General features: G+C 72.8%; 19 protein-coding genes. 14 read left to right on the forward strand and 5 right to left on the reverse strand.

The window, feature by feature from the left end:
* Positions 1-7: 7 nt before the first annotated feature.
* The gene (locus ACEPPI_RS23200; RefSeq protein ID WP_373917170.1) at positions 8-1,390 is read right to left on the reverse strand and encodes an FAD-binding protein; all 1,383 of its coding nucleotides are present in this window, start codon (positions 1,388-1,390) and stop codon (positions 8-10) included.
* A 69-nt stretch (positions 1,391-1,459) separates the two neighbouring features.
* Complete coding sequence (locus ACEPPI_RS23205; protein ID WP_371681319.1) at positions 1,460-3,265, reverse strand: glycoside hydrolase family 15 protein; 1,806 nt, start codon at positions 3,263-3,265, stop codon at positions 1,460-1,462.
* 486 nt (positions 3,266-3,751) lie between these two features.
* Here ACEPPI_RS23205 and ACEPPI_RS23210 point away from each other — a divergent pair, with 486 nt between their 5' ends.
* The 13 genes from ACEPPI_RS23210 to ACEPPI_RS23270 all read left to right on the forward strand — a co-directional run bounded on the left by ACEPPI_RS23210 (position 3,752) and on the right by ACEPPI_RS23270 (position 18,673).
* Complete coding sequence (locus ACEPPI_RS23210) at positions 3,752-5,401, forward strand: CTP synthase (protein WP_373917171.1); 1,650 nt, start codon at positions 3,752-3,754, stop codon at positions 5,399-5,401.
* 85 nt (positions 5,402-5,486) lie between these two features.
* On the forward strand, positions 5,487-6,125 hold the full coding sequence (locus ACEPPI_RS23215) for an NUDIX domain-containing protein (RefSeq protein ID WP_373917173.1): 639 nt from the start codon (positions 5,487-5,489) through the stop codon (positions 6,123-6,125).
* Between the two features lie 207 nt (positions 6,126-6,332).
* Positions 6,333-8,297: a tetratricopeptide repeat protein gene (locus ACEPPI_RS23220; protein ID WP_373917174.1), complete on the forward strand. Its 1,965-nt coding sequence runs from the start codon at positions 6,333-6,335 to the stop codon at positions 8,295-8,297.
* Between the two features lie 152 nt (positions 8,298-8,449).
* Positions 8,450-9,565 carry an alanine dehydrogenase gene (gene ald, locus ACEPPI_RS23225; protein ID WP_356214631.1) on the forward strand — a complete coding sequence of 372 codons (1,116 nt, stop codon included), beginning with the start codon at positions 8,450-8,452 and terminating at the stop codon, positions 9,563-9,565.
* A gap of 368 nt (positions 9,566-9,933) precedes the next feature.
* Positions 9,934-11,052, forward strand: a complete 1,119-nt coding sequence (locus ACEPPI_RS23230; protein WP_266838295.1) for a ParA family protein — start codon at positions 9,934-9,936, stop codon at positions 11,050-11,052.
* Positions 11,037-11,549 (forward strand): hypothetical protein, encoded by a 513-nt coding sequence (locus ACEPPI_RS23235; RefSeq protein ID WP_373917175.1) that lies wholly within the window; start codon positions 11,037-11,039, stop codon positions 11,547-11,549. Before ACEPPI_RS23230 ends, ACEPPI_RS23235 begins: the two co-directional genes overlap by 16 nt.
* A gap of 469 nt (positions 11,550-12,018) precedes the next feature.
* Positions 12,019-13,071 carry a ScpA family protein gene (locus ACEPPI_RS23240; protein ID WP_373917176.1) on the forward strand — a complete coding sequence of 351 codons (1,053 nt, stop codon included), beginning with the start codon at positions 12,019-12,021 and terminating at the stop codon, positions 13,069-13,071.
* Positions 13,068-13,688, forward strand: a complete 621-nt coding sequence (scpB, locus tag ACEPPI_RS23245; RefSeq protein WP_373917178.1) for an SMC-Scp complex subunit ScpB — start codon at positions 13,068-13,070, stop codon at positions 13,686-13,688. The genes ACEPPI_RS23240 and scpB overlap by 4 nt, the downstream gene beginning before the upstream one ends.
* Positions 13,688-15,043, forward strand: a complete 1,356-nt coding sequence (locus ACEPPI_RS23250) for a pseudouridine synthase (protein WP_373917179.1) — start codon at positions 13,688-13,690, stop codon at positions 15,041-15,043. The genes scpB and ACEPPI_RS23250 overlap by 1 nt, the downstream gene beginning before the upstream one ends.
* 129 nt (positions 15,044-15,172) lie before the next feature.
* Positions 15,173-15,781, forward strand: a complete 609-nt coding sequence (gene pnuC / locus ACEPPI_RS23255; RefSeq protein WP_373917180.1) for a nicotinamide riboside transporter PnuC — start codon at positions 15,173-15,175, stop codon at positions 15,779-15,781.
* Complete coding sequence (locus ACEPPI_RS23260) at positions 15,778-16,866, forward strand: AAA family ATPase (RefSeq protein WP_373917181.1); 1,089 nt, start codon at positions 15,778-15,780, stop codon at positions 16,864-16,866. The genes pnuC and ACEPPI_RS23260 overlap by 4 nt, the downstream gene beginning before the upstream one ends.
* A complete protein-coding gene (locus tag ACEPPI_RS23265) occupies positions 16,863-17,636 on the forward strand; it encodes an NUDIX domain-containing protein (RefSeq protein WP_373917183.1) in 774 nt (257 codons plus the stop codon). The genes ACEPPI_RS23260 and ACEPPI_RS23265 overlap by 4 nt, the downstream gene beginning before the upstream one ends.
* A complete protein-coding gene (locus ACEPPI_RS23270) occupies positions 17,633-18,673 on the forward strand; it encodes an ADP-ribosylglycohydrolase family protein (RefSeq protein WP_373917184.1) in 1,041 nt (346 codons plus the stop codon). The genes ACEPPI_RS23265 and ACEPPI_RS23270 overlap by 4 nt, the downstream gene beginning before the upstream one ends.
* 69 nt (positions 18,674-18,742) lie before the next feature.
* Here ACEPPI_RS23270 and ACEPPI_RS23275 read toward each other — a convergent pair whose 3' ends face one another.
* The 3 genes from ACEPPI_RS23275 to ACEPPI_RS23285 form a co-directional block, all read right to left on the reverse strand.
* The gene (locus tag ACEPPI_RS23275; protein WP_373917185.1) at positions 18,743-19,423 is read right to left on the reverse strand and encodes a DNA polymerase beta superfamily protein; all 681 of its coding nucleotides are present in this window, start codon (positions 19,421-19,423) and stop codon (positions 18,743-18,745) included.
* Positions 19,424-19,451: 28 nt separating this feature from the next.
* Positions 19,452-19,943 carry a Rieske (2Fe-2S) protein gene (locus tag ACEPPI_RS23280; protein WP_373917186.1) on the reverse strand — a complete coding sequence of 164 codons (492 nt, stop codon included), beginning with the start codon at positions 19,941-19,943 and terminating at the stop codon, positions 19,452-19,454.
* 101 nt (positions 19,944-20,044) lie between these two features.
* Positions 20,045-20,377, reverse strand: coding sequence for a DUF952 domain-containing protein (locus ACEPPI_RS23285; protein WP_373917187.1), 333 nt, complete (start codon positions 20,375-20,377; stop codon positions 20,045-20,047).
* A 138-nt stretch (positions 20,378-20,515) separates the two neighbouring features.
* On the opposite strand from ACEPPI_RS23285, the gene ACEPPI_RS23290 reads away from it, so the two are divergent.
* Entirely contained in the window at positions 20,516-20,950 is a 435-nt protein-coding gene (locus tag ACEPPI_RS23290; protein ID WP_373917188.1) for a YidB family protein, read from the forward strand.
* Positions 20,951-21,018: the final 68 nt, after the last annotated feature.

Consider the following 21,018-nt stretch of genomic DNA (forward strand, 5'->3'; position numbering starts at 1 on the left):
CAAAGGGTCATGCGGGCCTGATGTTGTGGTTGAAGCGGAAGACGTTGTCGGGGTCGTAGTGCCGCTTCACCGCGCCGAGACGGCGCAGGTTCTCCTCGCCGAGCCCGGCCGCCACCCGCTCCGCGCCCTCGTCGCCGGTGAAGTTGAGGTACACCGCCCCGCTGCTCCAGGGCCGTACGTCGGCCCGTACGTCCTTCACCCACTGCCGGCACCGCTCGTCGTCGGCCGGATCCTCCCAGATGGCGAACGGGTGCACCGCCCACGGCGAGTCCCGGTACGGCACGGGGAACCCGTCCGGCGCCTCGGCGATCGCCCCGCCCAGCGGGAACAGGATGTGCTGGGTGCCGGTGGGGACCGGCATGGAACCCGCCCGGGAGCAGAAGACGTCCACCGCCTCGTCGGGCAGGCCCGTCAGGTACTCGGCGGACCAGTAGTTCCGCAGGCCCGGAGGGTCGTCGAGCATGCACTGGAGGTCGGCGTACGGGAGGGCCGTGACGACCTCGGCCTCGTGCGGCACCGCCAGCAGGGGCGCGGCGAGCCGGCGCATGGCCTCCTCGGGGCCGGCGTAGGTCAGCAGGACCGCGCACAGCAGGCTGCCGACCAGGTGGGGCGGGACGAACGGTTCGGGAGGGGCGGTCAGGAAGATCACGGCGCCGCTCGCCTCGCGCGGCCCGGACGCGATGAGCTCCCGGTACGCGCCCGTGACCTCGGCGCCCCGCTCGGGTGCGTACAGCAGCATCGCGATCGACATCGCGGGCAGCTCGTGCAGCCGCAGGGTCAGCGAGGTGACGACCCCGAAGTTGCCGCCGCCGCCGTGCAGCGCCCAGAACAGCTCCGGGTGGTCGGCGGCGGTCGCCGTCACGCACGTGCCGTCGGCGGTGACCACGTCCGCCCCGACGAGGTTGTCCACCGCCAGCCCGAACGCCCGGTCCAGCCAGCCAGAGCCCCCGCCGAGCACGAATCCGCCGACGCCGGTGGTGGAGGCCCGGCCGCCGGTGGTGGCGAGGTCGTGCGGCTGGCAGGCCCGGTCCAGATGGCTCATGGTGGCGCCACCGCCGACCCGGACGGCCTTCGCCGCCGGATGCACCGTCACCTCGTGCATCCGGCGCAGGTCCACGACCAGCGCCCCGTCGCCCAGGGCCATGCCGGCCACGCTGTGGCCGCCGCCGCGGACCGCGACCGGCAGGTCCAGCTCACGGGCGAAGCGGACCGCCGTGACCACGTCCGCCTCGTCCTCGCACTGGGCGATGACGGCCGGACGCCGGTCGACCATGCCGTTGAACACCCTGCGGACCTCGTCGTACCCGCCGTCGTCCGGGGTGAAGACCGTGCCGGCCAGATCCTCGCGGAGCGCGGCAAGAGCCGTGCCCGCCTTCGAGAGGGGTGCCATGGCCACCCCCCCTTCCCGAGAGGGGCGTTGGACCCTTCCAGACTAGGCGGGCACGTACCGGGCCGCGCGTCAGCCCCCGTAGGCCCCGCTCGCCGTCAGCCGCAGGGCCGTGTCGATCAGCGGGACGTGGCTGAAGGCCTGCGGGAAGTTCCCGACCTGACGCTGGAGCTTGGGGTCCCACTCCTCGGCGAGGAGTCCCAGGTCGTTGCGCAGGGCCAGCAGCTTCTCGAACAGGCGGCGGGCCTCGTCGACCCGGCCGATCATCGCCAGGTCGTCCGCCATCCAGAACGAGCAGGCGAGGAAGGCGCCCTCGTCCCCCTCCAGGCCGTCGACACCGGCCTCCTCACCGGCGGTCGGGTAGCGCAGGATGAAGCCGTCCGGGGTCGAGAGCTCGCGCTGGATCGCCTCGATCGTGCCGATGACCCGCTTGTCGTCCGGGGGCAGGAAGCCCATCTGCGGGATCAGCAGCAGCGAGGCGTCCAGCTCCCGCGAGCCGTAGGACTGGGTGAAGGTGTTGCGTTCCGGGTCGTAGCCCTTCTCGCAGACGTCCGCGTGGATCTCGTCGCGCAGCTCGCGCCAGCGCTCCAGAGGTCCGTCCGCGTCCCCGCTCTCGATCAGCTTGATCGTGCGGTCCACCGCCACCCACGCCATCACCTTCGAGTGCACGAAGTGGCGGCGCGGGCCGCGCACCTCCCAGATGCCCTCGTCCGGCTCGTTCCAGTGGACCTCCAGGTAGCGGATCAGCTTCAGCTGGAGGACCGAGGCGTAGTCGTTGCGGGCCAGGCCGGTCATGTGGCCCAGGTGCAGGGCCTCGGTGACCTCGCCGTACACGTCCAGTTGCAGTTGGTGCGCGGCGCCGTTGCCGACGCGTACGGGGGCCGAGTTCTCGTACCCGGGCAGCCAGTCCAGCTCGGTCTCGCCCAGCTCCCGCTCGCCCGCGATCCCGTACATGATCTGCAGGTTCTCCGGGTCTCCGGCCACCGCGCGCAGCAGCCAGTCCCGCCAGGCCGAGGCCTCCTCGCGGTAGCCGGTGCGCAGCAGCGAGGACAGGGTGATCGCCGCGTCGCGCAGCCAGGTGTAGCGGTAGTCCCAGTTGCGGCTGCCGCCGATCTCCTCCGGGAGGGAGGTGGTCGGCGCGGCGACGATCCCGCCCGTGGGGGCGTACGTCAGCGCCTTGAGGGTGATCAGGGAGCGGATCACGGCCTCCCGGTAGGGGCCGTGGTACGTGCAGTGGTAGACCCACTCCCGCCAGAAGTCGCTGGTGGCCTCCAGGGCCGCCTCGGCGTCGGGCGTCTCCGGGGCCCCCTTGTGGGAGGGCTGCCAGCTGATGGCGAAGGCCACCCGGTCGCCGGGGCCGACGGTGAAGTCGGAGTACGTCGTCAGGTTCTTGCCGTACGTCTCCGTACCGGAGTCCAGCCATACGGAGTCGGGTCCGGCGACGGCCACGGTGCGCCCGTCGACCTTGTGCACCCAGGGCACGACCCGGCCGTAGCTGAAGCGCATCCGCAGGGCCGAACGCATCGGGACGCGTCCGCTGACCCCCTCCACGATGCGGATCAGCTGCGGCGCGTGGTCCTCGCGGGGCGGCATGAAGTCGATGACGCGGACGGTCCCCCGGGGGGTGTCCCACTCCGACTCCAGCACCAGCGAATCGCCCCGGTAGCGGCGGCGGGCTGCCCGCGGGGGCTCCGTGCCCGGCGCGAAGGCCGGACCGATGCGCCAGAACCCGTGTTCCTCGGTGCCCAGAATGCTCGCGAAGACGGCATGGGAGTCGAAGCGTGGCAGGCACAGCCAGTCCACCGCCCCGTCCCGGCAGACCAGCGCCGCGGTCTGCATGTCCCCGATCAGTGCGTAATCCTCGATGCGCCCGGACACGTTGCTCTCCAGTCGAACGGCCACGTCCGCCCCGTAGGGCGCTTGCAATGCGCTGTTGCGCGGTCTCCTGTGCGCAGGGATCCCCGCGTTGAGCCCTAGATTGCCGGAAGTGGCGAGGTTACGCCGTTTGCCGGGCTGCTCGGCGGCGATGTGCAGCGGTATCCGAGCAGGGTATGACGGCACCCTAGTGATCTCCTGAAGTCTTGGGACAATGTGACTCGGCTGAACGGGTGAGCTGGGGTAATGCGCAGGTCAGGGCGGTCGTGAGGCGGTAAGGAGGGCGCCGTGGGCGGTGCTCGCGCCGCGCGCCCGGAGGCAGACCCGTCGAGGCGCTGATAGGCTGGTACCCCGTGGACCGGTGGTCTGCCTGTGCGAATCAGGAGCCCCGAAACCGCAGCTTCGGCGCCCCCTGAGACCCTCCCGGGATCTCCGCGGAACGGCGCCGGACGCACCTCACCTCGCGACCACGGGAGCCCCCTCTTGGCGATGCCGCCCAAATCCATGACGACCAAGCACATCTTCGTCACCGGGGGTGTCGCTTCGTCCCTCGGCAAGGGGCTGACGGCCTCCAGCCTGGGTGCGCTGCTGAAGGCGCGCGGCCTGCGGGTCACGATGCAGAAGCTCGACCCGTACCTGAACGTCGACCCCGGCACGATGAACCCGTTCCAGCACGGCGAGGTGTTCGTCACCAACGACGGCGCCGAGACCGACCTGGACATCGGCCACTACGAGCGCTTCCTCGATGTCGACCTCGACGGCTCGGCCAACGTCACCACCGGCCAGGTCTACTCGCAGGTCATCGCCAAGGAGCGGCGCGGCGAGTACCTCGGTGACACCGTGCAGGTCATCCCGCACATCACCAACGAGATCAAGCACCGCATCCGCCGCATGGCGACCGCGGACGTCGACGTGGTGATCACCGAGGTCGGCGGAACCGTCGGCGACATCGAGTCGCTGCCGTTCCTGGAGACCGTCCGCCAGGTCCGCCACGAGGTCGGCCGCGACAACGTCTTCGTCGTGCACATCTCGCTGCTGCCCTACATCGGCCCGTCCGGCGAGCTGAAGACCAAGCCCACCCAGCACTCGGTCGCGGCCCTGCGCAACATCGGCATCCAGCCCGACGCCATCGTGCTGCGCGCCGACCGCGAGGTCCCGACCTCGATCAAGCGCAAGATCTCGCTGATGTGCGATGTCGACGAGGCGGCCGTGGTCGCCGCGATCGACGCCAAGTCGATCTACGACATCCCCAAGGTGCTGCACACCGAGGGCCTGGACGCGTACGTCGTGCGCAAGCTCGACCTGCCGTTCCGCGACGTCAACTGGACGGTGTGGGAGGACCTGCTGGACCGGGTCCACAACCCCGACCACGAGGTCAAGGTCGCGCTCGTCGGCAAGTACATCGACCTGCCCGACGCCTACCTGTCGGTGACCGAGGCGCTGCGCGCCGGCGGTTTCGCCAACCGGGCCCGCGTCCAGATCAAGTGGGTCACCTCCGACGACTGCAAGACCCCGGCCGGCGCGGCGGCGGTCCTGGGCGACGTGGACGCGATCTGCGTCCCCGGCGGCTTCGGCGACCGCGGTGTCAACGGCAAGGTCGGCGCGATCACCTACGCCCGCGAGAACAAGATCCCGCTGCTCGGTCTGTGCCTGGGCCTGCAGTGCGTGGTCATCGAGGCCGCGCGCAACCTGGCGGGCATCGAGGAGGCGAACTCCACCGAGTTCGACGCCTCCACCCCGCACCCGGTCATCTCGACCATGGAGGAGCAGCTGGCCTTCGTCGAGGGCGCCGGCGACCTGGGCGGCACCATGCGTCTGGGCATGTACACGGCCAAGCTGGCCGAGGGTTCCATCGTGCGCGAGGTCTACGGCGACGCGTACGTCGACGAGCGCCACCGCCACCGCTACGAGGTCAACAACGCCTACCGCGGCGAGCTGGAGAAGAAGGCCGGTCTGGTCTTCTCCGGCACCTCCCCGGACAACAAGCTCGTCGAGTACGTCGAGTACCCGCGCGAGGTCCACCCCTACCTGGTGGCCACCCAGGCCCACCCGGAGCTCCGCTCCCGCCCGACCCGGCCGCACCCGCTCTTCGCGGGCCTGGTCAAGGCCGCCGTGGAGCGCCAGCAGTCGGGCAAGTGACCTGACCGCCTGAGCGCATAACGTAGACAGCCGGGGTACGGGGATCCGTACCCCGGCCGTCGCGCGTTGTGGGAGGACAATCGGCATGGGCATCGCCATCAAGGACACGTCGGAGACCTGGGAGACCCTGTCCACCCGGCGGCCGTTCCAGGGGGCCAAGACGGCGGTGGACTCCGACGAGGTCCGCATGCCCGACGGATCGGTCGCACGCCGCGACTACCAGGTGCACCCCGGCTCGGTGTGCGTGCTGGCGCTGGACGAGGACGGGCGGGTGCTGGTCATCCGCCAGTACCGCCACCCGGTGCGCCACCGTCTGTGGGAACTGCCCGCGGGCCTGCTGGACGTCCCCGGCGAGAACCCGCTGCACGCGGCGCAGCGGGAGCTGTACGAGGAGGCGCACGTCAAGGCGGAGGACTGGCGGGTGCTGGCCGACTTCTTCGCCTCGCCCGGCGGCTCCGACGAGGCGATCCGGATCTTCGTGGCGCGGGGGGTCGCCGAAGCGGAGGGGGAGCGGTACGAGGAGTCCTCCTCGGAGGAGGCCGACATGGAGGTCGCCTGGGTGCCCCTCGCGGACCTGGTCCGGGGAATCCTGGCGGGCGAGCTCGGCAACCCGGGACTGGTGACGGGGGTCCTCGCGGCCTCCGCCGCCCTGGCCGGCGAGGGCGGCCTGGAGTCCCTGCGCCCGGCCCTGTCCCCGTGGCCGGCCCGCCCCTATACGGCGTAGCCGGCGCCGCCCCGCGCCGGCTGCGTGGCCGCCGCCCCGCGCCCGTACGGGCCGCCCGGCGCCGGGATCCGGCCCCCACGAAGGGGCAGGTCGGAAAATAGGCCCATCCGCTGATCCGATCGGGCGATCTGTCAGCCGCGCTCCCCACGGGTCGTCGCTCTGCGTGAACTACGCTCGCAACCCGAAGGCAGGGAGAGGAGCGGATCCGTGGCGGATTTCGTCGGGCGGCGGCGTGAGCTCAAGGAGCTGCGCGAGGACATCGCACGGACCGGGCTCGACACCCTCTCGGGCCGCAAGGCCAAGGCGCCCCGCGCGCGGGTGCTGCTCGTCGCGGGGCGGCCCGGGTCCGGGCGGACGGCCCTCGCCGAGGCGTTCGTGCGCGAGGTCGCCCCCCAGTACCCCGACGGTCTGCTCCGGGTACGGCTCACCACCCCCGGCGGGGAGACCGTCGCCACCGAGCGGGCGGTGCGGACCCTGCTGGAGGGTCTCGGACACGCCACCCCGCCCGGGGCCTGCGAGGACGATCTGAGCGCGGTCCTGCGGGAGGCGCTCGCCGGGCGGCGGGTGATCCTGCTCGTCGACGACGCCGCCGACCCGCACCAGGTCGACGCCCTGCTCCCGGACACCCCCGAGTGCCTGGTGGTGGTCACCGCCGAAGGGCCGCTCACCGGGATCCCGGACGTCCGCCCCTGCACCCTGGGCGGCCTGGAGACCCCCTCCGCGGTCGAGCTGCTCACCCGGCTCATCGGGGACACCCGTGTCACCGTCGACCCGCGCGCCGCCGAGGACCTCGCCGAGGAGTGCGGCGGGCAGCCCGCCGCGCTGGCCCTCGCCGGGGGCTGGCTCGCCGCGCACCCCAAGGCCGCCGTCGCCGACGTGGCCAAGCAGCTCCACGACATGCCCGCCGGCGCCGCCGGCCCGCTGGCCCGTTCCTTCCGGCTGGTCTACGAGTCCCTCCCGCAGCCCGCCCAGCGCACCCTGCGGCTGCTGCCGCTCGCGCCGGCCGGGATCCTCGACTCGCACACCGCCTCGGCCCTCGCCGGCTGCTCGGTGGCCGCGGCGCAGTCCACCCTGGAGGACTTCGCCGGGCTGGGCCTCGTACGGCACGCACCCGACGGCCTGTTCCTGCTGCCCGGTTGCCTCGCCCCCCTCATCCAGGCCCTGCTGGAGGCCAAGGAGCGCCCCGCCGAGGTGCAGCTGGCCCGGGCGCGGATGCTGGAGCGGACCGTACGGCTGCTGACCTCCTGCCGGGCCACGGCCGAGGAGGACGAGGACCTGCTGCGCGAGCGCCTCGACGGGCTGCCGCGCGCCCTGCGCTTCCCCGACCGGCGCTCCGCCGCCACCTGGCTGGACACCCGGCTGCCCGCGCTGACCGCCGCCGCCCACCTGGCGGTGGCCGACGGCGGACTGGACACGCTGGCCCGCAGGCTGGTCGCCGCGCTGGTGCGGGCGCTGGCCGAGCACCGCGGTACGGGGGCCGCCGCCCCCGAGCTCTACGGCCTGCACCGGCTGGTCCTGGACGTGGCCGAGCGGCGCGGCCTGCACCGGGAGCGGGCCGCCGCGCTGCTGAACCTGGCCGATCTGGACGCGGAGACCGGGCGGACCGAGGAGGCCCTGGAGCGGTACCGGTCCGCGCTGGACGCGGGAAAGGCCGCGGCCGACCCGTACGCGACGGGCCGCGCGATGGAATCCGTAGGCGGCGCGTACCAGGAGCTGGCGGACTGGCCGCGGGCCTCCGACTGGTTCGGCCGGGCCCTGTCCCACGCCCTCGCGCGCGGGGAGCGTGCGGACGAGGCCAGGCTGTACGGGAGGCTCGGCAACGTGCACACCTACGCCGGCCGGTACGGGGAGGCGCTGCGCAGCTGGCGGGCGGCTGCCGCGGGGTACCGCAGGCTGGCCGATGTCCCGGGCCAGGCAAAGGCGTTGAGCGAGATGGCGCGGGTCCAGGAGTACGCCGGACGGCCCTCGGAATCGCTGCACACCTGCCGCGACGCGATCGAGCTCGCGCGCCGGGCCGGGGACCTGCGGCTTCAGGCCGCGCTTCAGGTCCGGCTGGCCGACACGCTGGACCGGCTGGGTGACCCGGCGGCCGCCAGGCTGCACCGGTCCGCGGCCGACAGATTGCTGGGAGATGACCCCGCAGCCTGCGAAATCCGTAGTGCTTCCGACTGAGATTATTGGTTTGCAAGGCTAGACAGTGACTCATCCTTCATTAGACTGGGTTCACCGCGGCTTCCCGTGGTGCATCCCGTTGCGCGTTCTTGTGGGCGGGTATGTATGGAAGTGACCCGTAATATCCCCTGAGCCAAGGACCGTGATCGACGATGAAGGTCGGCATCCCCCGCGAGGTCAAGAACAACGAGTTCCGGGTCGCCATCACGCCCGCCGGCGTGCATGAGCTGGTCCGCAACGGCCACCAGGTCTTCATCGAGCAGAACGCCGGTGTGGGCTCCTCGATCACGGACGCCGAGTACGTCTCGGCCGGTGCCGAGATCCTCGGCACCGCCGACGAGGTCTGGGCGACCGCGGACCTGCTGCTGAAGGTCAAGGAGCCCATCGCGGAGGAGTACCACCGCCTCCGCAAGGACCAGACGCTCTTCACCTACCTGCACCTCGCGGCCTCCCGCGAGTGCACGGACGCCCTGCTGGAGTCCGGCACCACCGCCATCGCGTACGAGACGGTCGAGACGGCGAACCGCGCCCTCCCGCTGCTCGCCCCGATGTCCGAGGTCGCGGGCCGCCTGGCCCCGCAGGTCGGCGCCTACCACCTGATGCGCTCGGCCGGCGGCCGCGGCGTCCTGCCCGGCGGTGTCCCCGGCACCCACGCCGGCGAGTGCGTGGTCATCGGCGGCGGCGTCTCCGGCTGGAACGCCGCGCAGATCGCCATCGGCATGGGCTTCCACGTGACCCTGCTGGACCGCGACATCAACAAGCTCCGCGAGGCCGACAAGATCTTCGGTACGAAGATCAAGACGATCGTCTCCAACGCCTACGAGCTGGAGAAGGCCGTCGTCGAGGCCGACCTCGTCATCGGCGCGGTGCTGATCCCGGGTGCGAAGGCCCCGAAGCTGGTCACCAACGAGCTCGTCGCCAAGATGAAGCCCGGAAGTGTCCTTGTCGACATTGCGATCGACCAGGGCGGCTGCTTCGAGGACTCCCGCGCGACCACCCACGCCGAGCCGACCTTCCAGGTCCACAACTCGGTCTTCTACTGCGTCGCCAACATGCCGGGCGCGGTGCCGAACACCTCCACCTACGCGCTGACGAACGCGACCCTGCCCTACATCGTGCAGCTCGCGAACCTCGGCTGGGTCGAGGCGCTGCGTCGCGACCCGGCGCTCGCGCTGGGCCTCAACACCCATGACGGCCAGGTCGTTTACGGTCCGGTCGCCGAGGCCCACGGCCTGCAGACCCTTGAGCTGAGCACGCTGCTCGGCTGAGTCGTCAACGACTGACGTCAATCTCACGTATCCGGCCGGACCTTGCTCGCAAGGTCCGGCCGGAGGCGTTTGCGGGGCCGCCGCCGACCCGGCTCAACTCGCCTCGAACGTAACCCTTTAACCCTTTCGCACACCCGCGAAACTTCGCAGCGACAGCTCGCACGCCCTTGACAGAGTGGTGTTCGGTTGCCGACACATCGTGCCGGGTCCGGCGGATTGTGTTGCCGCTGGGCGGTGACACGCCATAGAGTCGCCAACCGTCGGCATGGTGCAACGCTGACCTATCGATAAGTGTCCTGGTCACGTCCGAGGAGGTAAGACGACTTGTGAATGAGTCGACATTTGCTCCTGGGGGTGGTCGAGCAACCGTGCCCGAGCGGGGCCAGGGTCCTGCCGGGCTCGAAGCTGTCGGCTCCGTCGCAGTCCGCACCTTCGCAAACCACCAGCACATGACGACGCCCCAAAAGAGCATGGACGGCCTAGACGTGAACTCCAGGGCCGGCGACCTGAGCGGCGCAAAGCCCACTGGTTTCGCCGACTACGACAACGTGCCCGAAGGGCACTTCTACGACCCCGACGCGGAGTACGAACCGGACCCCGAGTACGCGGCCACCCTCGCCCCCGACGCTGCCCGCCAGCGCCGTGAGCGGATCGGCCCGACCGGACGCCCGCTGCCGTACTTCCCGATCCCGGGTCCGCTGACCGACCACGGTCCCGCGAAGATCATCGCGATGTGCAACCAGAAGGGCGGCGTGGGAAAGACCACGTCGACCATCAACCTGGGTGCCGCGCTCGCCGAGTACGGGCGCCGCGTGCTGCTCGTCGACTTCGACCCGCAGGGCGCGCTGTCCGTGGGTCTCGGCGTGAATCCGATGGAACTCGACCTGACGGTCTACAACCTGCTCATGGAGCGGGGCATGTCGGCCGACGAGGTGCTGCTCAAGACGGCGGTCCCCAACATGGACCTGCTGCCGAGCAACATCGACCTGTCCGCCGCCGAAGTGCAGCTGGTCAGCGAGGTCGCGCGCGAGTCGACGCTGCAGCGGGCGCTCAAGCCCCTGATGGCCGACTACGACTACATCGTGATCGACTGTCAGCCCTCGCTCGGCCTGCTGACCGTGAACGCCCTGACGGCGGCTCACAAGGTCATCGTGCCGCTGGAATGCGAGTTCTTCGCCCTCCGCGGTGTCGCGCTGCTGACCGAGACGATCGAGAAGGTGCAGGAGCGGCTCAACCCGGAGCTGGAGCTCGACGGCATCCTCGCCACGATGTACGACTCCCGTACGGTGCACAGCCGCGAGGTGCTCGCGCGCGTCGTCGAAGCCTTCGACGACCACGTCTACCACACGGTCATCGGCCGCACGGTGCGCTTCCCGGAGACCACGGTCGCCGGTGAGCCGATCACCACGTACGCCTCCAACTCCGTCGGCGCCGCCGCCTACCGCCAGCTGGCCAGGGAGGTGCTCGCCCGGTGTCCCGCCGAGTGAGTCTGCCCGGAGCGGACGAACTGTTCCGTACGACCGGGGGGATGGCCCTCCAGTCGTCCTCGCCGCGGCGGGGCGCCGAGGAGGCGTCCGCGGCCGGAGGAACGGAGCACGCGGCACCGGCGGACGGCACGACGAGGACGACGGGCGACGCACGCGGCGGCCGGGAGGCCGGCGATCCGGCGGTGGGCGCGCAGCGCAGGCCGCAGGAAGGTTCTGCCACCGCCGCCGGGGCGTCCTCGCCCCGGCCCGGCAAGGGGCAGGGCCGGGGCGCGAACCGGCGGCCCAGCGGGCGCGAACGGCACGACGAGAAGATCACGGTCTACGTCTCCGCCGAGGAGCTCATGGACCTGGAGCACGCCCGGCTGGTGCTGCGCGGGGAGCACGGGCTCGCCGTCGACCGCGGGCGCATCGTGCGCGAGGCGGTGGCCGTGGTCCTCGCGGACCTGGAGTCCCGCGGCGATGCGAGCATCCTGGTCCGCCGCCTGCGCGGCCGCTGACCACCCGCGGCGCTGCCGGTACCGCCCGGCGTTCCCGCCCCGGGATTCCGGGTGGCCCGGGTGACGGCGGTCCTGCGGCGGCTCCGCCCCGACGGTGTTCCATCCCGTCGGCCGGCCCGGGGGCCGGACGCCCTCCGGGCGGTCGGCGATCCACCCCGGACCCCGGCGGCGCCGCAGCTGGCCATTGCGGGAACAGGCCTTCCACGGACCCTCCGGACACGGGCAGGCCCGCACGTCCGCCCCGGGCCCCGGCGGGCAGGCCCGCACGTCCGCCCCGGGCCCCGGCGGGCAGGCCCGCACCTCCGCCCGGACCGGGCGCATGCGTGCCCCGTGCAGCCGTACGTCCGCCCGGCGGGCGTGGCCCGTGGATCCGTCGTCCGCCCGGACCCGGCGTACCCGTACATCCGCCCGGACAGGGCCTAGGCTGCTCGTGGCCGACCGGCCGTCCTCCGTACCACCCTGGACCGCGATGCCCCCGAACCACCCCGCCGCCCGCCCCGCCCGCCGGAGCCTGGGGCGCGGCCCAGGAGCGGCCGAGGAGCCGCAGCCGGCGGAATCCGCCGAGGAGCCCGCTGGGGGCCCCGGGCGGGCCGCGGGCGGGGATGGGGCCGCAGGGGCCCCGGGGGCCGCTGACGGGCCCGCCACGCTCCCGGAGGGGCCCGGGCGGGACGGTGCGGACGGACCGCAGCGCCGGCCGGCCGCCGCCACGGCCGCCCCCGCGGGCGGCGACGGGCGGTTCACCCTGCGGCTCGCGAACTTCGAGGGCCCCTTCGACCTGCTGCTCCAGCTGATCTCCCGGCACAAGCTGGACGTGACCGAGGTCGCGCTGTCGAAGGTCACCGACGAGTTCATGGCGCACCTGCGCGCCATGGGCCCCGAAGGCGACCTCGACCAGACGACCGAGTTCCTCGTGGTCGCGGCCACCCTGCTCGACCTCAAGGCCGCCCGCCTGCTGCCCGCCGCCGAGGTGGAGGACGAGGCCGACCTCGCCCTGCTGGAGGCGCGGGACCTGCTCTTCGCCCGGCTGCTCCAGTACCGGGCGTACAAGCAGATCGCCGCGATCTTCGAGACCCGTGCCGAGGACGAGGGCAGGCGCTACCCCCGCACCGTCGGGCTGGAACCGCACCACGCCGAGCTGCTGCCCGACGTGGTCATCGCCATCGGCGCCGAGGGCTTCGCCCGCCTCGCGGTGCGCGCCATGCAGCCGAAGGCGAAGCCCGAGGTCTACGTCGACCACATCCACGCCCCCCTCGTCAGCGTGCGGGAACAGGCGGGGCTCGTCGTCCGCCTGCTCAAGGCGCGCGGCGAGGCCACCTTCCAGGAGCTGACCGAGGACGCCCCGGACACCCTGACGGTCGTCGCCCGCTTCCTGGCCCTCCTGGAGCTCTACCGGGAGAAGGCCGTGGTCCTCGACCAGGAGGACGCCCTGCTCACGCTCACGGTCCGGTGGAGCGGCGGGGACGGCGACGGGATGCCGACGGTGACCGACGAGTTCGACCAGGTCGTGGAGGTACGCGAATGACGACGACGCAGGAGCTGGACCTGAGGGGGGCCCTGGAGGCCGTCCTGATGGTGGTCGACGAGCCCGCGACGGTGGCGCACCTGGCCAAGGTGCTGGAGCGCGCCCCGCGCGAGGTCGCCGCGGCCCTCGCGGCACTGGCCGACGAGTACACGGCGCAGCGGCGCGGATTCGAGCTGCGGGAGGTCGCCGGGGGCTGGCGCTTCTACACCCGGCCCGCCTACGCCGCCGCCGTCGAGGCCTTCGTCCTGGACGGCCAGCAGGCCCGTCTCACCCAGGCGGCCCTGGAGACCCTGGCGGTCGTCGCGTACCGCCAGCCGGTCAGCCGCTCCCGGGTCTCGGCGGTCCGCGGGGTCAACTGTGACGGGGTCATGAGGACCCTCCTGCAGCGGGGTCTGGTGGCCGAGGCGGGCACGGAACCCGAAACAGGTGCGATCCTGTACAGGACGACGAACTACTTTCTGGAGCGGATGGGCCTGCGCGGCCTGGACGAGCTCCCGGAGCTCGCGCCCTTCCTCCCCGAGGCGGACGCGATCGAAGCAGAGACGCAAGAGGGTGTTCCGTCGTTCGATCCGGACGCACCGGATACCGATGAAGACGACAAGACGACGGAACTTTGATGCGAAGCAGCGGCAACGGCAACGGCGGCGGCAACAGGAACAGCGGCGGCGGTGGTGGTGGCGGACGCGGTAACTCCCGTGGCGGCTCCTCCTCCGGCGGTGGCTACCGCGGCGGCTCCTCCTCCGGCGGCGGTAACTCCCGCGGTGGCTCCTCCTCCGGCGGGGGTGGCTACCGAGGTGGCTCCTCCTCCGGCGGTGGCGGCTACCGCGGCGGCTCCTCCGGCGGTGGCTCCTCCTCCGGCGGTGGCGGCTACCGCGGCGGCTCCTCCTCCGGCGGGTCCCAGGGTGGCGGCTACGACCGCGACCGCGACCAGGCGCCCCAGCGCCCCCGCAACCCCCGCCCCGAGGAGCGCCGCTACGACGTCGGCCCCGAGGGCGAGCGCAACGGCCGCAGCGGCCCCCGTGCCGGTGGCGGCGGCGCCCGCGGCGCGGCGGCGCGCGGCGGTGCCAAGGGCGGCCCCAAGACCTCCAGGACGCCCGGTATCGGCGGGGCCGGCGGCCCGCGCAGCGGTCCCGGCAGCCGCAGCGGCCAGTCCCGCCCCCGCGAGCTGGACGCGCGCATCGAGGAGCGCGTGCGCGACCGGTACGCCGACAAGCCCGTGATCAAGACCCCGAAGACCTTCCCGGGTGCCGAGGAGGAGGGTGAGCGCCTCCAGAAGGTGCTCGCCCGGGCCGGCATGGGCTCGCGCCGGGCGTGCGAGGAGCTCATCGAGCAGGCGCGCGTCGAGGTCAACGGCGAGATCGTGCTGGAGCAGGGCAAGCGCGTCAAGCCGTCGGACGAGATCAAGGTGGACGGCCTGACCGTCGCCACCCAGTCGTACCTGTTCTTCGCGCTGAACAAGCCGGCCGGCGTCGTCTCCACCATGGAGGACCCGGACGGCCGCCAGTGCCTGGGCGACTACGTCACCAACCGTGAGACCCGTCTCTTCCACGTCGGCCGCCTCGACACCGAGACCGAGGGCATCATCCTGCTCACCAACCACGGTGAGCTGGCCCACCGCCTCACGCACCCGAAGTACGGCGTCAAGAAGACCTACGTCGCCGCGATCACCGGCCCGCTGCCGCGTGACATCGGCAAGAAGCTCAAGGACGGCATCGAGCTGGAGGACGGCTACGCGCGGGCCGACCACTTCCGCGTCGTCGACCAGCTCGGCAAGAACTACCTGGTCGAGGTGACCCTCCACGAGGGCCGCAAGCACATCGTCCGCCGCATGCTGGCCGAGGCCGGCTTCCCGGTGGAGAAGCTCGTGCGCACCTCGTTCGGCCCGATCGAGCTGGGCGACCAGAAGTCGGGCTGGCTGCGCCGCCTGACCAACACCGAGGTCGGCATGCTGATGCGCGAGGTCGGTCTGTAGGACCCCGTAGGACCCCGCAGTACACCGGAAGCCCGCGACGCCCCCAGGCGCCGCGGGCTTCCGTCTTGTCCGGGACCCCCGATCCTGTTTATAGTCAGAGTGACTATTAAAGGAAGTGGGGCAACAGCCATGGGGTGGAGTACCAGCTGGACCGAGGTGCTCGGCTTCGTCACCGGAGCCGTGTGCGTCGTCCTCGTGGCCCGGCAGCACATCGCCAACTGGCCGGTCGGCATCGCCAACAACGTCTTCTTCATCGTGCTCTTCGCGCAGTCCGGCCTCTACGCCGACGCCGGGCTGCAGGTCGTCTTCATCGCCCTCGCCGCGTACGGCTGGTGGTCCTGGACCCACGGGGGTGGACCAGGAACCGCCGGAGCCCTGCCGGTGCGCCGCACCACGGCCACCGAATGGGCCTGGCTGCTCGCGGCGGGGGCGGTGGGGGTCGCCGGGCTGACCCTGCTGCTGGGCGGGGTCAGTGACTCCACCGTCCCCTTCGCCGACGCCCTCACCACCGGGCTCTCGCTCATGGCCACCTACGGGCAGTGCCGCAAGCTCCTGGAGTCCTGGTGGCTGTGGATCGCCGCCGACCTCGTCTACATCCCGCTCTACGCCTACAAGGGCCTGTACCTGACCTCGGTCCTGTACGTCGGCTTCCTCGCCCTGTGCGTGGCCGGCCTGGTCGGCTGGCGGCGCACCCTCCCGGCGACCGGCGCCCGTACGGCAGTGGGGGCGGCGGCGTGAGCGGCGGCAAGCGCTACCGGCACGGGCTGGTGCTGGGCAAGTTCTACCCGCCGCACGCCGGACACCACCACCTGGTGCGCACCGCCCAGGACCAGTGCGAGCGGCTCACCGTGCTGGTGTGCGCCGCCTCCGTGGAGTCGGTGCCGCTCGCCGACCGGGTGGCCTGGATGCGCGAGGCGCACCCCGGCGCCGAGGTGGTCGGCGCGGTGGACGACGTCCCCGTGGACCTGCACGACCCGGCCGTCTGGGAGGCGCACATGGCGATCTTCCGCAGCGCGGTGGGCCGGCGCGTGGACGCCGTCTTCACCTCCGAGGCCTACGGGACCGAGCTCGCGCGGCGGTTCGGTGCCGAGGAGGTCTGCGTGGACCCGGCGCGCACCCTGTTCCCGGTCTCGGGGACGGCCGTGCGCGCGGACCCGGCCGGATGCTGGGAGTTCCTGGGACCGGCCGTACGGGCCGCCCTGACCCGGCGGGTGGTGGTCCTCGGCGCCGAGTCCACCGGGACCACCACCCTCTCCCGCGAACTGGCCGCGCACTACCGGCGGCGCGGCGGGGTGTGGGCGAAGACCGGCTGGGTCGCCGAGTACGGGCGCGAGTACAGCGAGGAGAAGCTCGCCGCCGCCCGCGCGGCGGACCCGGCCGCCTCCTGGACGGACGTGGCCTTCACCTCGCAGGAGTTCCCGGTGATCGCCCGCCGCCAGGACGCGGCGGAGGAACGGGCGGCCCGGCTGGGCTCGCCGGTGCTGTTCTGCGACACCGACTCCTTCGCGACCGGCATCTGGCACGAGCGGTACACGGGCGGGCGCAGCCGGGAGGTCGAGAAGATCGCCGAGCTGACCCGGCGTGACCTGTACCTGCTGACGGACGACGCCGGAGTGCCCTTCGAGGACGACGGGCTGCGCGACGGACCGCAGCTGAGACCGTGGATGACCGGCCGGTTCCGGCGGGAACTCGCGCGCACCGGAAGGCGTTTCCTGGTCGTGAGCGGGGACCGGCGCACCCGGCTGGAGACGGCCGTGGCAGCGGTCGACACCCTGCTGGAGGAAGGCTGGCAGTTCGCGGCCCCCCTCCCGGAGCGGCGATGAGCGCGGGCGCGGGTGACACCGGGAAGCCGGGGCCGGACGGGCCCGCGCCCTACGACCCGTACGCCTTCGAGCCGTTCGCGGTGACCGTCGACCTCGCCGTCCTCACCGTGCGCGGCGGCGTCCTGCACGTCCTGCTGATCCGGCGCGGGCAGGAACCGTACGCGGGCGCCTGGGCCCTGCCCGGCGGCTTCGTCCTGCCGCGCGAGTCCGCCGAGACCGCGGCCCGCCGAGAACTCGCCGAGGAGACGGGCCTGGCCCCCTCCCTGGTCGCCTCCCTCCACCTGGAACAGCTGCGCACCTACAGCGAACCCGACCGGGACCCCCGCATGCGGGTCGTCTCGGTGGCCTTCACCGCGCTGGTCCCCGACATGCCCGAACCGGCCGCGGAGGGCGGCGGGGACGCCGACCGGGCGAGCTGGGTCCCCGTCGGGGAGGTGACGGAGCCGGCCTTCGACCACGCGCGGATCCTGGCGGACGCGCGGGAGCGGGTGGGCTCCAAGCTGGAGTACACCTGCCTGGCCACCGCCTTCTGCCCGCCCGAGTTCACCCTCGGGGAGCTCCGGGCCGTGTACGAGACCGTCTGGGGCACCGCCCTGGACCGCCCCAACTTCCGCCGCAAGGTCCTCGCCACGCCCGGCTTCGTCGAGGCCGTCCCCGGCGCCGCCCGCCTGACCGGCGGCCGCGGAAAACCCGCCGCGCTCTACCGGGCGGGACCGGCGACCGCCCTGCACCCGCCCCTGCTCCGCCCCACGGAAGGCCCCGCCCGATGACCAGCCCGACGCCGCCCCGCCCGATAGCGGACAAGCGCCCCGCCACCGGCGCCCTGATCGGCCTCGCCCTCGGCGACGCCCTCGGCTTCCCGACCGAGTTCAACGACGTGCCGTCCATCCTGGCCAAGACCGGGCCGTGGCGGCAGATGGCCCTGCCCCGCCCCGCCGTCGTCACCGACGACACCCAGATGACCCTGGCGCTGGCCCGGGGCATGCGCACCGCCGCCGAACGCGGCCCGGTCGGTCCGCTGCGGCTCGCCCGGCCGGTCCGCGAGGAGTTCGTCGACTGGTACCACTCCCCGGAGAACAACCGGGCCCCCGGCCGCACCTGCATGGTGGCCTGCAGCCTCCTCGACCACCCGGAGCGGGACTGGCGCGACGCCAGCCAGACCGGCTCCAAGGGCTGCGGTGCGAACATGCGCGTGGTGCCGGTCGGGCTGGTCCCCGGCTGGACGGAGGAGGAACGTGCGGGCGCCGCCCAGCTCCAGTCCGCCCTCACCCACGGCCACCCCACCGCCCTCGCCGCCTCCGACCTGACGGCCCGCGCCGTGTACCTGCTCGCGCAGGGCACCGAGGTGACGGGCCTGGTCGGACGGCTGCGCTCGTACGCCCTGGAGAACCGCACCCGCTACCACGAGCGCTGGCTCGGCGACCTCTGGATGCGCACCGCCTGCGACGCCTCGCCGGAGTCCTTCATCGCCCGGGGCTGGGACGACTGCCTGGCCGTCCTGGACCGCCTAGCGGCGGCCCTGCGGGCCCCTTCCCCGGAAACCGACCCCTGCCTGGCCACCGGTGAGGGCTGGATCGCCGAGGAGGCCCTGGCCACCGCCCTGCACTGCTTTCTCCTCTTCCCCGACGAACCCCTCCTCGCGCTGCGCCGCGCCGCCTGCACGGCGGGCGACTCCGACTCGATCGCCTGCCTGGCCGGCGCCTTCGCGGGCGCCCACCTCGGCGCGGACGTCTGGCCCCGGGACTGGGAGGGCCGCATCGAGTACCGCGACGAGCTCCTGTCCTTCGGCACCCTCTGGGACGCGTGACCCGTGCTCGACGCGTTCGTGGTCCGGTGCCGCGAGCCGCTGGTGGGATGACCGGGCGGCGGGGTCCGGCTAGGCGGCCGAGGCGCGGCGGGTGCGGTGGAGGTAGTCCGTCACGCGGGCGAGGTCCGGCTCCGCGGGGAGCGGGGTCGTGGTGAGGGCCGTGTCGGTCTCCTCCGTGAGGCGGGCCATCCAGGCGTCGACCTCCTCCCAGGTCCGCTCGCCGCGCTTGACCGCGAGGAGGCCCTCGCGGTCCGGGCCCGCCCCGATCGTCAGGCGGCCGGTGCGCAGCAGGTCGCGGCAGGAGATCAGCAGGCGCAGCAGGTGCATGGCGTGCTTCCAGCGCGGGGCGCCGTGCCGGCGGACGTCCGCGAGGAGCTTGCCGTGCTGGGAGGCGGCGTAGCGGCTGAAGCTGGTGTGGGCCCGGCGGGAGAGGAACGCCCCGCGCAGGGAGAGGAGTTCCTCGCCGGCCGGGGTGAGCCGTTCGACCAGGGGGGAGTGCAGGCACTCCAGGATGTTCGGGTTGGCGCGCAGGGCCAGTTCGCAGAAGCGTTCCAGCTCCCAGGAGAACTCCTCCTCCCGGGGCCCCTCCACGTGCGTCGGCGGCTTCTCGAACCGCCAGAACAGCGGGGTGGGGGCGAGGAAGACACCGCGCCGGTCGGTGTCGCTCGCCTCCGTCGCCAGCCCGAAGGCACGGGAGCCCATCACGCAGGCGTAGATCGTGTGGTCCCGTACCAGGGTGAGGTCGTCCATCCGGGGAGGTTAGGCGCCCCGGGCCGCGCTAGGCGAGCGAGATTACACCGTCGGACGCCACGGTGATCTTCTTCTCCGGGAGCGGCCGGGTGGCCGGGCCCTTGGCCACCGCGCCGTCCGAGGCCTGGAACTCGCTGCCGTGGCACGGGCAGTGCATCAGGCCGTTCTCGGGCTTGTTCACGAGGCAGCCCTGGTGCGTGCACACCGCGGAGAAGCAGCGGAAGGACCCGGCCGTCGGCTGGGTCACCACCAGCTTCTGCTCCTTGAGCACGACGCCACCGCCGACCGGGATCTCCGACGAGGACTTCATCAGGACCTTGCCCGCGGCGGAGCCGGAGGCCTCGCCGGGGGACTGCGCGGCGTTCGGCGCGCTGCCGGAGTCCTGGGCGGGCTTCTCCGTGCCGCCGCCGCCACCGCCGCAGGCGGCGAGCGTGCTGCCGGCGAGGGCGGCCGCGCCCGCCGCCAGTACCGTGCGGCGGGCGGCGGACGCGGTGTCGCTCATCGGATGGGTGTCGGTCATGGGGACTCCTCGATGGGGGGCCGGGATGGCGAGCAGCATCCTGGCGCGTGCCGGGCTCCGGGAGAAGCCCGCCACACCCTGCGGTTCCGCTCCACCCCGCACTACTGCCGCGGGCGAAGGTCCGCAGGGCCGTCCGGGACGCGTACCACCTCCCACACGCGTACCGCGGCGTCCCGGTTCAACGGCCCGTACACGTGGGGGTAGCGGCCGTCGGAACCGGACTCCCGGCGGACCTCGGCGGTCAGGGCCGCCTCGTCGAGCTCCACGGCGAGCAGGGTGCCGGGCGTGTTCCGGTAGCGGGCCTCCACGATGGCGAGGGCGGTCGGGCGGTCCGCAGAACAGTGCACGAATCCCTCCGAGGCCAGCGAGGGCGGGGCGTACGGGAGCTCGGGCGCGGCGCTCCAGTCGGCGAGCGGGACGATGTGGAAGATCATGCCGGTGGTTCTACCGCAGGGGGCGCCGAAGGGCGTGCGTCAGGTGGCGACATGCCCTGATACGGGTGACATTGTCCGTGTCTTCAAGTCGGGTGTGACGCCTGCGCGCGGCCCGGTCCCTCTGCGAAAGGCGTGACCATGGCGGGCAATGACCTCGGCTCCCTGCTCGGCGGACTCCTCGGCGGTGGCGGTCAGGGCGGTCAGGGCGGCGGCGCGGGCGACATCCTCGGCGCGCTGCTCGGGGCCCTCGGCGGCGGCAACGGCCATGCCGGTGGCGGCGGCGGGAACAACCCCCTCGGCGGGCTCATGGACATGCTGACCAGGTCCGGCCTCGCCGACCAGGCACAGTCCTGGCTCGGTACCGGGGAGAACCAGCCCGTCAGCGGCTCGCAGATCGCCGAGGCGCTGCCGGACGGGACCCTGCGCAAGGCCGCCGAACAGGCCGGCGTCAGCCCCGAACAGGCCGCCGACCAGATCGCGCGGTCCCTGCCGCAGGCCGTCGACAAACTGAGCCCCGAGGGGTCGATCCCCTCCGGCTCGCTGGAGGACATCATCAGGGCGCAGAACCTGTAGCGGGCCCCGCCGGGACCCGGCCGCCGTCCCACGGTCCGGCCGCCGGGCCCTCGCCGCGCACCGGGTGG

This window comes from Streptomyces sp. AB3(2024) (assembly GCF_041862025.1).
Lineage (GTDB): Bacteria > Actinomycetota > Actinomycetes > Streptomycetales > Streptomycetaceae > Streptomyces.